The following is a 12550-nucleotide window of genomic DNA, read 5'->3' on the forward strand; positions in this document are numbered from 1 at the left end:
GGCCCCGCCATGCAACCGCACTCCCGCGCACGCCGCCGTATCCTGCCCGCCGCGGCAGCCGTGTGCGCCCTCGCCGTCGCTCTCACCGGCTGCTCGGGCACCACCAAGGACGACGCCGCGAAGGACACCGGGACCGCGGCGGCCGGCGCGAAAGCGGATCCCGGCGCGCCGATGAAGAAGGGCCTCAAGCTCGCCTTCCTGCCGAAGCAGATCAACAACCCGTACGAGAAGATCGTCGACGAAGCGGGGATCGCCGCGGCGAAGGAGTTCGGCGCCACCGGCAAGGAGGTCGGCCCCTCCGACGCCAAGGCCTCGTCCCAGGTCTCGTACATCAACACCCTGATCCAGCAGCGCCAGGACGCCATCCTCATCGCGGCGAACGACCCCAACGCCGTCTGCGGCCCGCTCAAGCAGGCCATGCGTCAGGACATCAAGGTCGTGGCCTACGACTCGGACACCGCCAAGGACTGCCGGCAGATCTTCATCAACCAGGCCGGCTCCGAGGAGATCGGCCGCACCCAGGTGCAGCATCTCGCGAAGCAGCTCGGCAACAAGGGTGAGATAGCGATCCTCTCGGCCACCCAGAACGCGACCAACCAGAACACCTGGATCGAGTTCATGAAGGACGAGCTGAAGAAGCCCGCGTACCAGGACATGAAGCTGGTGAAGGTGGCCTACGGGGACGACGACGACCAGAAGTCCTTCCAGGAGACGCAGGGACTGCTCAAGGCGTATCCGAACCTCAAGGGCATCATCTCCCCCACCACCGTCGGCATCGCCGCGGCAGCGCGCTACATCAGCGGCTCGTCGTACAAGGGCAAGGTCGTGCTCAACGGCCTCGGCACGCCCAATCAGATGCGCAAGTACGTGAAGGACGGCACCGTCGAGCAGTTCTCGCTGTGGGACCCCAAAAAGCTGGGACGCCTCGGCGCGTACGCGGCGGCCTCCCTCGCCTCCGGCCGGATCACGGGAGCGCAGGGCGAGATGTTCACGGCAGGCGATCTGGGCGAGTACACGATCGGCAAGGACGGGGAGGTCATCCTCGGCCCGCCGACCGTCTTCGACGTCGAGAACATCGACGAGTTCGACTTCTGAGCCGGGGAGCCGGGATGCAACGCGTGTGCTTCGTCCTGAAGGTCCGTCCCGAGCGGACGGAGGAGTACCGCCGGCGGCACGAGTCCGTGTGGCCCGAGATGCTCACGGCGCTGACCGCCGCCGGCTGGCGCAACTACTCCCTCTTCCTGCGCGAGGACGGCCTGCTCGTCGGCTATCTGGAAACGGAGGACTTCACGGCCGCGCGGAAGGCGATGGCCGCCACCGGGGTCAACGCCCGCTGGCAGGCGCAGATGGCGGACTTCTTCGAGGCGCCGGCCGGCGCCGGACCGGACGAGGCGATGACGCCGCTGACCGAGGTGTTCCACCTCGGCGGCGACGCCGAGGAGACGGAGATACGGACATGACCACCGAGGCCGGCGCCTTTCGACGCGTCCCCGCCGTCAGCCGCAGACCGAGGATCGGTCTCGTCGCGGGCGGACTGGGGGCCTACTGGCCGCAGTTCCCCGATCTGCTGCCCCAGCTGGAACGGTCGGCGGCGCGGGTCGCCGAGCGCATGCGGGCGTTCGACGCGGAGGTGGTCGACGTCGGCTTCATCTCGGACGCCACGGACGGTGCGGCGGCCGCCGAACGGCTGCGCGCGGCCGACTGCGATCTCATCGTCGGCTTCCTGACCACGTACATGACGGCGACGATGCTCGTGCCGATCGCCCGGCGCAGCGGCGCGCCCGTGCTGCTCGTCAACCTCCAGCCGACCGAGGCGATGGACCACGCATCGTTCGGCACCGGGGACTGGCTGGCGTACTGCGGGGCCTGTCCGCTGCCCGAGATGGCCAACACGTTCGAACGCGTCGGCGTCCCCTTCCGCTCGGTGTCCGGGTATCTGGAGGACGAGCGGGCCTGGGAGCGGATCGGCCGCTGGATCAGGGCAACGGGCGCCCTCGCCGTGCTGCGCGGCGGACGGCACGGCCTCATGGGCCATCTGTACCCCGGGATGTACGACGTCTCGACGGACCTCACGATGGTGCCGGGCCACCTCGGCGGCCATGTGGAGGTCCTGGAGTTCGACGATCTGCGGGTCCGGGTCCAAAAGGCCGACGACGCGGAGGTGGAGGCCCGACTCGCCGAGACGCGCGAGGTCTTCGAACTCGACGACAGCGTGGTGACGGAGGACCTCGCGTGGGCGGCACGGGTCTCCGTGGGCCTGGACCGGCTCGTCGCGGACTTCGACCTGGACAGCCTCGCGTACTACCACCGGGGTCTGGACGGCGAGATCCACGAACGCCTCGGTGCCGGCATGATCCTCGGTTCGTCGCTGCTGACCGCTCGCGGGATTCCCGCCTGCGGCGAGTACGAGCTCCGCACCTCGATCGCGATGCTCATCGCGGGACGCCTGGGCGGCGGCGGATCCTTCACCGAACTCCAGGCACTGGACTTCCGGGCGGGCGTGGTCGAGATGGGCCACGACGGCCCGGGCCATCCGGCCGTCAGCGCCCGCAGACCACTGCTCCGCGGGCTCGGCGTCTTCCACGGCAAGCGGGGCTGGGGCGTGTCGGTGGAGTTCGACGTACGCCATGGACCGGTCACCCTGGTGGGCCTGGGGCAGACCCGTCAGGGCGCATACCGGCTGGTCGCGGCCGAGGGTAAAGTGGTCGGCGGTCCGCTCCTCGAGATCGGCAACACCACGTCGCGCGTCGACTTCGGCTGCGACCCCGGTGAATGGACCGACGCGTGGAGTGCCGGCGGGGTCGGCCATCACTGGGCACTGGCCACCGGTCGTCTGCTGCCCGACCTTCGCGCGCTGGCCGATCTCGGCGGACTGGAGCTGGTGGAGGTCTCGGCCTGATGACGCAGTCGGTGGGTATCAAGGATGTCGCGCGTGAGGCCGGGGTGTCGGTCGGCACGGTGTCGAACGTCATCAACCGGCCCGACTCGGTGGCGGAGGCGACCCGGTCCCGCGTCCTGTCCACTATCGACCGGCTCGGCTATGTACGCAGCGAGTCGGCCCGCCAGTTGCGGGCCGGTCGGAGCCGCATCATCGCGCTGCTCGTGCTCGACATGGCCAACCCCTTCTTCGTCGACGTCGCGGCCGGCGCCGAACGGGTGGCCCGTGACGCCGGACTCGGCGTGATGCTCTGCAACAGCGCGCAGAGCAGCGACGAGGAGGCCGAGTATCTCGGTCTCTTCAGCGAACAGCGGGTGCGTGGCGTGCTGGTGACCCCCGCGGACACCTCCGGGCACAATCTGGCGGGCTTCCGCCGCCAGGAGATCCCGTTCGTGACCGTCGACCGGGTGGTGCCGAGCGCCGAGGGGTGTTCGGTGTCGGTGGACGACGTCGTCGGCGGCAGCCTCGCCGGACGGCATCTGCTCGACCAGGGGCATGAGCGGATCGTGTACGTCAGCGGACCGCTTCAGCTCTCGCAGTGCCAGGACCGGCGTACAGGGGTGCTGCGGGCCCTCGCCGAGGCCGGGCTGGACGCGGACCGGCTGACGGTCCTCGAGACCCGGAAGCTCGATGTGTCGGCCGGCCGGGACGCCGGGGCCCGGCTGCTGGGGATGTCGCCCCGGCCCACCGCGGTGTTCTGCGCCAACGACCTGCTGGCACTCGGTGTCCTCCAGGCACTCTTCGCCGCCGGCGTGAGCGTCCCCGACGAGATCGCGCTCGTCGGGTACGACGACATCGAGTTCGCCTCCGCGGCCGCGGTGCCTCTCACATCGGTGCGGCAGCCGGCCGTACGGATGGGGCGGCTGGCGGCCGAGCTGCTGATCGAGGAGACCGGGCCCGATGCGGCGGACCACCGTCATCAGCGGATCGTGCTCCAGCCCGAGCTGGTGGTGCGGGGCTCCTCCATCGCGAGGCCGGCTCTCAAACGGCGCTGAGGTCCCCCCTCTCCCAACGCCGGTTATACACAGGATTTTTGACGCTTCGTCACGAATGCGGGTGGCGGGCACGAGTGCATCGTTGCCATCACGCTCCATCTCACACTCCAGAGCGAGGGACGAGTCATGAGCAGAAGCTGGAACCGCCGGGTATTCCTGCGCGCGGCCGTCGTGTCGGCAGCGGCCGGTGCCGCGGCCGGCACCATGGGCTCCGCCGCCGGTGCGCCACGGCCACCCGGGCCCGGCGCCGGCCGGCTGCGCGTCGAGCGCACGACCGTCGAGTACGCGGAGGAACTCCTCGGCACCGACATCTCCACCCCGCACCTCGGCTGGGAGCTCGCCGCCGGTGGCCGGGGCGCCGCACAGAGCGCGTACCAGGTGCGCGTCGCCGTCGACGTCCGTGATCTGAGCCGCCGCCCGCTGTGGGACTCGGGCCGCGTAGTCTCCGACCGGTCGGGCAACGTCCCCTACGCAGGACCCGAGTTGCGGCCCCGCACCCGCTACCACTGGCAGGTGCGCGTCTGGGACGAACAGGGCCGCGCCTCCTCGTGGAGTGCCGTCCACTGGTGGGAGACCGCTCTGCCCGCAGACGGCTGGCGCGCCCGCTGGATCGGAACGGAGCCGGCCCCCGAGGCGCCCGGCTTCGACGGCGCCTCCTGGATCTGGTCGCCCGGCGCGACCTCCACCGACGCCCCGGCCGGACCCCGCTGGTTCCGTGCCGCCCTGAAACTGCCCGCCGGGACCGAGGTGTCCCGGGCGACCGTGGTGGCCACCGCCGACGACGACTTCACCCTCCATCTGGGCGGACAGCAGGTACTGCACGCCCCCGAGCAGACGGACGGCTGGCGCACCGGCCACAGCGCCGACGTGACCGAGCAGGTGCGGGCCTCGGGTGGCCGCATCGTGCTGGCGGCGGTGGCGACCAATCGCGGCAACGTTGTCATCAACCCCGGCGGGCTCCTGGTCCGTCTCGAGGTCGAGACCGCCGACGGCCACCGGCATCAGCTCGTGACCGGCAACGGCTGGCGGGTCGAGGAATCCGAACACGACGGCTGGCAACGGCCCGACCACGACGACAGCGGCTGGGCACCGGCCGTGGTCCTCGCCCCCTACGGTCAAGGCCCCTGGGGCACCGGTGTCACCGTCGCCGTCCCGGAGCGGCCCGCGCCGCTGCTGCGCCGGGAGTTCACCCTGCGCAGGCCGTTCACCCGCGCCCGGCTGTACATCTCCGGACTCGCCTACTACGACGCGGAGATCAACGGACGGCGCGTGGGCCGCCAGGTGCTCGACCCCGGCTTCACCGACTACGACGAGACCGTGCTGTACGCCGTCCACGACGTCACCGAGCACCTGGAGCGTGGCGCCAACGCCATCGGCGTCACCCTCGGCCGCGGCTTCTACGGCATGACCACCCCGAACGTCTGGAACTGGCACCGCCCGCCCTGGCACGGCGAGCCCCGGCTGCTGGCCCAGCTGGAGATCGACCACCCCGACGGCTCCCGCACGACCGTGGCGACCGGCCCCGACTGGCGGATCACGCAGGGCCCCACCCTCTCCAACTCCCTCTACGCGGGCGAGACCTATGACGCGCGACGCGCGCAGCGCGGCTGGACCAGGCCCGGCTTCGACGACCGTGAGTGGTCCGCCTCACGTGTCCAGCAGGCCCCGAAGGGCACGCTCAAGGCCCAGCCCCACGATCCGATCGAGATCATCGAGACGGTCCGGCCGACCGCTGTCACGGAGCTGAGCCCCGGCGTCCACGTCGTCGACATGGGGCGCACGCTCGCCGGCTGGACCCGCCTCACCGTCACCGCCCCCGCCGGGACCACGGTCCGGCTGATCCACGGCGAGAAGCTGAAGGCCGACGGCAGCGTGCACGCCGAGACCGGCCACGTGCCCGGGCGGTTCCAGACGGACGAGTACGTGTGCGCGGGCAGGGGCCGGGAGACCTGGGAGCCCAAGTTCTCCTACAAGGGCTTTCGTCACGTCCAGATCAGCGGCTTGCCACGGCGGCCGAACCCCGACGAGGTGCTCGGCCGTGTGGTGCACACCAGGGTCGACGAGGTGAGCGAGTTCCGCTGCTCCGAACCGTTCTACGAGCAGCTCGACAGGGCGATGCGCCGCACGGTCCTCAACAACCTGCACGGCATCCCGACCGACACCCCGATGTACGAGAAGAACGGCTGGACCGGCGACGCCCAGCTCGGCGCCCCCGTGATGGCCCACGCCTTCGGTGTCCACCGCTTCCTGTCCAAGTGGCTCGACGACCTGGCGGACAGCCAGAACGCGGACGGCCAACTGCCCGTCATCGTGCCGAGCGGCGGCTGGGGATACGGCGATCTGGGCCCCTCGCCGGAATGGACCACCGTCTATCCCTTCCTGGTCCGGGAGATGTACCGGGTGTACGGGGACGACCGGATCGCCAGGCAGCACTGGCCCGCGCTCACCCGTTATCTGGACTGGGAGACCTCCCGGCTGAAGGACGGTCTCGCCGTCACCGCCCTGGGTGACTATCTGCCTCCTGGTTACGGCGGCAATCCACCCGAGGACACCCGTCTGACCGCCACGGCCTATCTGCGCCGTGCCCTTCTGCACACCGCCGAGATGGGCGACGTCATCGGCGAGGCGGCGACGGCCGAGCGGTACCGGGAGAGCGCCGAGCGGCTCCGGACCGCCTTCAACGCGGCGTTCCTCGACCCTGTGGCGGGCCACTACCGCACTGCCAAGGACCCGGGATACCGGCAGACCAGCAACGCGATACCGCTGGCGTTCGGGCTCGTGCCGCAGTCCGCACGCGCTTCGGTGACCCAAAGTCTCCTCGACGACATCGCCGCACGGGGCAGCCACCTCAACACCGGCGCGCTCGGGACCAGTGTGCTGCTGCCCGCGCTGACGGCCGAGGGGCACGCGGACGTGGCCCATGCCATCGCCACGCAGAAGACCTATCCCGGCTGGGGGCACTGGTTCGAGAACGGCGCCGACACCATGTGGGAGATGTGGCCGCTCGACTCACGTTCGCGTGACCACTACTTCCAGGGAACCGTCGTGCAGTGGCTCTACGAGAACGTGGCCGGCCTGCGTCCCGGCGACGACGGATACCGGAGCTTCGTCGTCCGTCCCGACGCGAGAACGGGCGTCACCTGGGCCCGCACCGCGATCCGCACGGTCAGGGGGCGGGTGTCCGCGGGCTGGCAGCGTACGGGTGGGGAGCTGCGCCTCACGGTGGAGGTGCCGGTCGGTTCGCAGGCCGAGGTCCATCTGCCCGCCGCGGGCCGCTCGGCTGTCAGCGCACCTGAGGGTGCTCGCTACGACCGGACCGAGTCCGGTCATGTGGTCCATCGCGTCCCCCACGGCACGTGGGTGTTCACGGCGCGGGACGTGGCCGGCTGACAGGGTGCCGACAGGGGTGTGGCCCCCGGACAACTGTCCGGGGGCCACACCGACCACTGCTTCGTCAGTCGTTGAGGCAGACGTTGCCGACCGCCGGGTTGAGCAGGCCGATGACGTTGACCGTGTTGCCGCAGAGGTTGAGCTGCGCGTTGATCGGCACCTGGATGACGTTGCCGGACAGGAAGCCGGGCGAGTGCGCCGCGACACCGTTGGCGTCGCTGTCGGCGGTGGCGAAGCCGGCGCCGCCGAGCACGAGGGCGCAGACACCGGCGGCGACTGCAGCGGACTTGATGAGAGCCATGAAGAGATCTCCTGTACAGAAGCGGGGGAGGCGGCCCCTGGCGCAGGTGCCCGCTTCGGACAGCCTGGCGCCGCGGTCGGGAGCCGCCGAGCGTCTGCTGATGTGTCCCCCACTCCTCGCGTTCCTCGCGCCCGATGGAACATTTGGGCCACATCGGGTGAATTGCCTCTCTATCGCCCGCCCAGCCGCCGCGTCCCGGTGAATCGCTCTCGACCAGCACGATCGTGCGCCGCGGTTCCGCCGGATCACTGGGAGCGGGCGCGCATCCGGCGCAGCGTCCGCGCATCCTGCAAGCCCACCGAACGAGCGGCGGCATGGACCGTCGCGCCCTGACCGATGAGGTGTTCCGCACGCTCCAGCCGGAGGGTCTGCTGATAGCGCAGCGGGGTGAGGCCTCCGGTGACACGTGTGAAGGAACGGGAGAGGGTGCGCTCGCTGACGCCGACGGCCGCGGCGAGGTCGGGCAGGCGCAGGGGCTTGTCGAACTGCGCGTCGATGAGGTCCTGCGCGCGGTGGACCGTGTCACTGAGGTGCGAGCGGTGCCGGAGCATGACACTGGTCTGCGGTTCGTCGCCGTTGCGCCGGGAGTAGACGACCATGCTCCGCGCCACCTGGGCGGCCGCTGCGGGGCCGTGCCGGGTGGCGATCAGATGGAGCGACAGATCGATGCCGCTGGCGATTCCGGCGGAGGTGACCACCCGGTCGTCGGCCGTGAACAGGACGTCGCGTACGAGGTGCGAGCGTGGATGGCGACGGGCCAGTTCGTCCTGCACCTCGTGGTGGGTCGTACAGCGGCGGCCGTCCAGCAGACCCGCCTGGCCGAGTGCCTCCGCGCCGGAGCAGACGCCGGCGACCGTGCCGCCGCGGGCGTGGTGCTCCCGCAGCGCCCGGAGCGAGGCCGGCCCGAGGACGGGGCTGTCGGCGAGCGTGCGCGCTCGCCAGCCCGGCACCACCACCAGATCCTCCGGCCCGAGTCCGGGCCAGTCGAGTGAGGCCCGCAGCGGCAGTCCCTGGGCGGAGGCCACGTCGGGCTGCTCCGCCACATAACCGAGGGTGTAGGGGTGGCCGAAGTCCGCGGCCGTGAAGAAGACCTGCGCTGGACCTGCCAGGTCCAGCAGATGCACCCCGGGCAGGAGCAGAAAGACGACCCGGCTCATGATCCCGTGGCCAGGGCCGGGAGGGCAGCCTCCACCTCGGCGACCGTGGTGATGGTGGCGAACCGACCGGCGAGGACGTACGCGGTGCGCCGGATGACCTCGTCGGCACTCAGGGTGCGGGGGTCGGACAGCAAGTCGTCCACGCTCTGGTCGTCAGGGGCGCCGGGGTGGGCGATCGGGTTGGTGGCGGTCGCGTCGACGACGAAGGTGACCTCGTAGCCGAGGTCGCTCGCGACCCGCGCGGTCGTCTCCACACACTGCTCCGTGCGGATCCCGCAGACAGTGACGTGCCCCACCCCGTGCCGGGTGAGGGTCTGCTGCAGATTGGTGCTGGTGAAGGCGTTGTGCGAGGTCTTGCGGATCAGCGGCTCCGTGTCCAGGGGCCGCAGCTCCTCCATCAACCGCACGTGGCCGAGCACAGGGTCGAACACACCGCCGGTGCCGGGTTCGCAGTGCAGCACCCACACGACGAGATCGCCCGCCCGGCGTGCCGCCTGCACGAGACGGTCCGCCTTCCGGGCCACGTCCGGGTCCGAGATCGTCTTCCACTGCGGGCGGGCACGGAAGGATTCCTGGACATCGATGACAATCAGCGCTCGGGTCATGCCGTCAGTCTGACCTGCCCGGACGAGCGCCGAACAGGGCCGAGGGGGTCCACGGGCGGACCGATCCGGTCACCGCGGCCGCGGCGTCCGTGGCCCGCCCGCCCGATCCTCAGTAGCGTTCGAGCATCGGCGGGCCGATCCAGCCGGAGCCGGAGAGCCCGAGCGTCGCGTCGTACGCCTCCATGAGGTCGCCGTTCGTGTCGTGCGCCTCCAGGGAGTCGGACACCGCGTCGCGCAGGACCTTGTCGCTCTTGTCCATGCCGATGCCGTAGGGCTCCTTGGTGAACGGCCTGCCGACGACCTTCAGCTTGGAGGGCCGCTGGGCGGCGAAGCCCATGAGGATGGCGTCGTCGGTGGTGACGGCGTCGACCTTCTTGTCGAGCAGCTGCTGGACGCACGCGGAGTACTTGTCGAGCTCCAGGGTCTTGGTGCCGTAGTCCGGCTTCTTGATCTCCTGGAGCGACGTCGAGCCCTTGATCGAGCAGACCGTCTTGCCCTGGAGGGAGAAGGGTCCGGCGATGGTCTTGTCGTTCTTGCGGACCAGGAGGTCGGCGCCGGCGACGAAGTACGGCCCGGCGAAGCCGACCTGCTTCTTGCGCCTGTCGTTGATCGTGTACGTGCCCACGTACAGATCGACGTCCCCCTGTGCGATGGCGGTCTCGCGGACGCTGGACTCGACCGTCTTGAACTCGATCTGGGCGGGCGAGAAGCCGAGATCCGCGGCGACCATCTTGGCCACCTCGGCGTCGAACCCGGACCGTGTGCCCTCCTTGTCCTCGAAGCCGAGGAAGGGGAGGTCGTTCTTGGCACCAATGACGATCTTGCCGGCCTTCTGGGCCTTCTTGAGCGTCGGGGAGTCCAGGTCGACGGACTTGGCCACCGGATAGGTGGGCAGCCGGGGCTGGTCCTTGCCGCCCGAACCGCCGATGAGTACGTCGTCGTCGGACGTGCCGGACTCGCTGCTGCTGCAGGCGGTCGCCGTCAGCGCGAGTACAGCGATCGCCGCGGTGGCGGCAGACTTGCGGACCTTCATGATCAAGAATCCCTCATGTCCGGATAGAGCAGATGCGACGGCGGGAGCACGAGGCGCGCCGTCGCAGGGCCCCCGTGTCCGCTGGGAGGAGGGTATGGACGACGTTCGGCCACCGTCAGTAGATCTGAGCAGAACTTGAGCATTACGATCCGGCCGCAACCGGACATTCCCGTCACTCCCGTAACAGCGTCGCGGCCTGCACGGCTGCCATCCGCACGGTGATCCATCCCGTGGCCTGAACTCCCCACAGGAACAGGGGTGTACAACCGCCCCTGAACCAGAGATGGCTGAAAAGGCATCACGTCCGCCTGTTCCCTCTCCCGTGGCCTATCCGGAGGGGCTCCGCGCTCCTTAGCATGAGCGCCCAACAGGTCCTGATTTCTACTGACGCGGGTGAGAACTGGATGCGAGAGGAGTCGTGGCGCCCGGACGCCATCGACACGACGGTGCCCAGCGTGGCACGCATGTATGACTATTTCCTGGGGGGCAGCGACAACTACCAGTCGGACCGTGACGCCTGCGAGCAGCTGCTCAAGCAGGTGCCCAGCACCAAGGTGCTGGCGGTCAACAACCGCAGGTTCCTTCAGCGCGTCGTCCGCCTGCTGGCCAGCGAGTACGGCATCCGCCAGTTCATCGACCACGGTTCCGGCCTGCCCACCCAGGACAACGTCCACCAGGTCGCCCAGGCCATCGACCCGGCGTCCAAAGTGGTCTATGTCGACAGCGATCCGATCGTTCTGGCCCATGGACGGGCACTGCTGGACGAGAACGACAACACCGCTGTGATCCAGGCAGACATGCGCGAGACGGACCACATCCTCGGTCACCCGGAGACCACGCGGCTGATCGATTTCAGTCAACCCGTGGCGGCCCTCTTCGTTTCGGTCATGCACTGCATTCCGGACGAGGACGACCCGGCGGCGCTGCTCCGGCGGGTGGCGGAACGCCTGGTGCCCGGCAGCTTCCTGGTCGTCTGCCAACTGGTCAGCGATCGGCCGGAGATCCGGAAGTTCGTCACCGACTTCATGGCGGAGGCCACCGGCGGCAACTGGGGCAGGGTCCGCGAGGAGCGCGAGGTCACGGAGTACTTCCACGGCCTCCAGATTCTCGAGCCCGGCCTGGTGGAGGTGTCGACCTGGCGACCCGACACCGATCTGGCGCCCACGCAGCTCACCGACGAGTGGATCGAGTGGGGCGGCGTGGCACGGCTCGGCTGACGCCCACGACAGAGAACGGCCCCGGCCGCGCGCTACGACGCGTGTGCCGGGGCCGTTCTCGTGCCGGGTAGCTCTTGCGCCGACCGCACGCCTGCCGGACCGTACTTGGTGTGTGGAACGGTCAGAGGGTGTCCATGCGCTCGCGCAATGCCGCGATCGACTGTACGGGCGTGAGGGCGCACGCGCCCAGCCGGTCGAGCATGTTCCGGTACTGCTCGACCCCCTGGGGCTTCTGGGTGAACGTCGAGTCGGTGAGGTGCTCGATGTACACGGCGTCCTTCAGGTCGCCGAGGGCGAAGCGCAGATAGGTCACGCCGGTCCCCACCCCGACCGCGGCCGTCACGTCCAGCGGCGCGATCTGCAGGGTGACGCGAGGGCGCTCCATCATGACGAGCAGATGCTCCAGCTGTGCGCGCATCACGTCCCTGCCGCCGACGACCCGCAGCAGGACGGACTCGTCGATGACGGCCCAGAGCCGCGGCGCGTCCGGCTGGTCCAGCTGACGCTGCCGTTCCTGGCGCAGCTCCACGCGCCGCGCCACTTCGTGCTCGAGCAGCTGCCCGGGGCCGGCCTGGATCACGGCGCGGGTGTAGTCCGGCGTCTGAAGCAGTCCGGGAACATAGAACGGCTCGTAGGTACGGATGCGTTCGGCCGCGCCTTCGAGCGCGACCAGCGGTGTGAAGAAGTCGGAGAGGACGTCACTGAACGACCGCCACCAGTCGGGTCGGCGGGACTGATCGACCAGCCGGAGGAACTCGTCGACGCGCTCCTCACCGTCGACCCCGTACAGATGCAGCAGGGCGAGTGCGTCGACCTGCTTGCAGCCGTGCCGTCCGAGCTCGATGCGGCTGGTTTTCGACTGCGAGAAACCCAGCTTGCTGTCGACATCGGCGGGATCCAGTCCGGCGGCGACG

Annotated in this window: 11 protein-coding genes; 6 read left to right on the forward strand and 5 right to left on the reverse strand. The window is 69.9% G+C overall.

The genetic code is table 11. The annotated features are described in order from the left end of the window. Positions 1-9: 9 nt before the first annotated feature. The 5 genes from rhaS (at position 10) to ABTX78_RS09405 (ending at position 7323) form a co-directional block, all read left to right on the forward strand. Positions 10-1095: a rhamnose ABC transporter substrate-binding protein gene (rhaS, locus tag ABTX78_RS09385; protein ID WP_352206182.1), complete on the forward strand. Its 1086-nt coding sequence runs from the start codon at positions 10-12 to the stop codon at positions 1093-1095. 14 nt (positions 1096-1109) lie between these two features. Further along, positions 1110-1460 carry an L-rhamnose mutarotase gene (locus tag ABTX78_RS09390; RefSeq protein ID WP_352206183.1) on the forward strand — a complete coding sequence of 117 codons (351 nt, stop codon included), beginning with the start codon at positions 1110-1112 and terminating at the stop codon, positions 1458-1460. After that, positions 1457-2899, forward strand: coding sequence for an L-fucose/L-arabinose isomerase family protein (locus ABTX78_RS09395; protein ID WP_352206184.1), 1443 nt, complete (start codon positions 1457-1459; stop codon positions 2897-2899). Before ABTX78_RS09390 ends, ABTX78_RS09395 begins: the two co-directional genes overlap by 4 nt. Then, positions 2899-3933 carry a LacI family DNA-binding transcriptional regulator gene (locus tag ABTX78_RS09400; RefSeq protein WP_352206185.1) on the forward strand — a complete coding sequence of 345 codons (1035 nt, stop codon included), beginning with the start codon at positions 2899-2901 and terminating at the stop codon, positions 3931-3933. The genes ABTX78_RS09395 and ABTX78_RS09400 overlap by 1 nt, the downstream gene beginning before the upstream one ends. Positions 3934-4059: 126 nt before the next feature. Continuing rightward, positions 4060-7323, forward strand: a complete 3264-nt coding sequence (locus tag ABTX78_RS09405) for a family 78 glycoside hydrolase catalytic domain (protein ID WP_352206186.1) — start codon at positions 4060-4062, stop codon at positions 7321-7323. A 64-nt stretch (positions 7324-7387) separates the two neighbouring features. Here the strand turns inward: ABTX78_RS09405 and ABTX78_RS09410 are convergent, their stop codons facing one another. The 4 genes from ABTX78_RS09410 to ABTX78_RS09425 all read right to left on the reverse strand — a co-directional run bounded on the left by ABTX78_RS09410 (position 7388) and on the right by ABTX78_RS09425 (position 10419). Beyond that, positions 7388-7624 (reverse strand): chaplin, encoded by a 237-nt coding sequence (locus ABTX78_RS09410; protein ID WP_352206187.1) that lies wholly within the window; start codon positions 7622-7624, stop codon positions 7388-7390. Positions 7625-7869: 245 nt separating this feature from the next. After that, a complete protein-coding gene (locus ABTX78_RS09415) occupies positions 7870-8781 on the reverse strand; it encodes a GlxA family transcriptional regulator (RefSeq protein WP_352206188.1) in 912 nt (303 codons plus the stop codon). Further along, positions 8778-9386 carry an isochorismatase family protein gene (locus ABTX78_RS09420; RefSeq protein ID WP_352206189.1) on the reverse strand — a complete coding sequence of 203 codons (609 nt, stop codon included), beginning with the start codon at positions 9384-9386 and terminating at the stop codon, positions 8778-8780. Before ABTX78_RS09420 ends, ABTX78_RS09415 begins: the two co-directional genes overlap by 4 nt. Before the next feature lie 109 nt (positions 9387-9495). After that, positions 9496-10419: a glutamate ABC transporter substrate-binding protein gene (locus tag ABTX78_RS09425; protein WP_352206190.1), complete on the reverse strand. Its 924-nt coding sequence runs from the start codon at positions 10417-10419 to the stop codon at positions 9496-9498. Positions 10420-10823: 404 nt separating this feature from the next. Here ABTX78_RS09425 and ABTX78_RS09430 point away from each other — a divergent pair, with 404 nt between their 5' ends. Continuing rightward, the gene (locus ABTX78_RS09430; protein ID WP_352206299.1) at positions 10824-11636 is read left to right on the forward strand and encodes an SAM-dependent methyltransferase; all 813 of its coding nucleotides are present in this window, start codon (positions 10824-10826) and stop codon (positions 11634-11636) included. A 121-nt stretch (positions 11637-11757) separates the two neighbouring features. Here the strand turns inward: ABTX78_RS09430 and ABTX78_RS09435 are convergent. After that, on the reverse strand, positions 11758-12550 hold a 793-nt coding region (locus ABTX78_RS09435), incomplete at its 5' end, for a helix-turn-helix domain-containing protein (RefSeq protein WP_352206191.1).

The organism is Streptomyces sp. NPDC096193, from assembly GCF_040302905.1.
Lineage (GTDB): Bacteria > Actinomycetota > Actinomycetes > Streptomycetales > Streptomycetaceae > Streptomyces.

Excerpts from the sequence above, each read along its gene's own strand:
- ABTX78_RS09400 (WP_352206185.1), top strand. The coding sequence starts at position 2,899 with ATGACGCAGTCGGTGGGTATCAAGGATGTCGCGCGTGAGGCCGGGGTG.
- ABTX78_RS09425 (WP_352206190.1), bottom strand. The coding sequence starts at position 10,419 with ATGAAGGTCCGCAAGTCTGCCGCCACCGCGGCGATCGCTGTACTCGCG.
- ABTX78_RS09415 (WP_352206188.1), bottom strand. The coding sequence starts at position 8,781 with ATGAGCCGGGTCGTCTTTCTGCTCCTGCCCGGGGTGCATCTGCTGGAC.
- ABTX78_RS09405 (WP_352206186.1), top strand. The coding sequence starts at position 4,060 with ATGAGCAGAAGCTGGAACCGCCGGGTATTCCTGCGCGCGGCCGTCGTG.
- ABTX78_RS09430 (WP_352206299.1), top strand. The coding sequence starts at position 10,824 with ATGCGAGAGGAGTCGTGGCGCCCGGACGCCATCGACACGACGGTGCCC.
- rhaS (WP_352206182.1), top strand. The coding sequence starts at position 10 with ATGCAACCGCACTCCCGCGCACGCCGCCGTATCCTGCCCGCCGCGGCA.
- ABTX78_RS09390 (WP_352206183.1), top strand. The coding sequence starts at position 1,110 with ATGCAACGCGTGTGCTTCGTCCTGAAGGTCCGTCCCGAGCGGACGGAG.
- ABTX78_RS09420 (WP_352206189.1), bottom strand. The coding sequence starts at position 9,386 with ATGACCCGAGCGCTGATTGTCATCGATGTCCAGGAATCCTTCCGTGCC.
- ABTX78_RS09410 (WP_352206187.1), bottom strand. The coding sequence starts at position 7,624 with ATGGCTCTCATCAAGTCCGCTGCAGTCGCCGCCGGTGTCTGCGCCCTC.
- ABTX78_RS09395 (WP_352206184.1), top strand. The coding sequence starts at position 1,457 with ATGACCACCGAGGCCGGCGCCTTTCGACGCGTCCCCGCCGTCAGCCGC.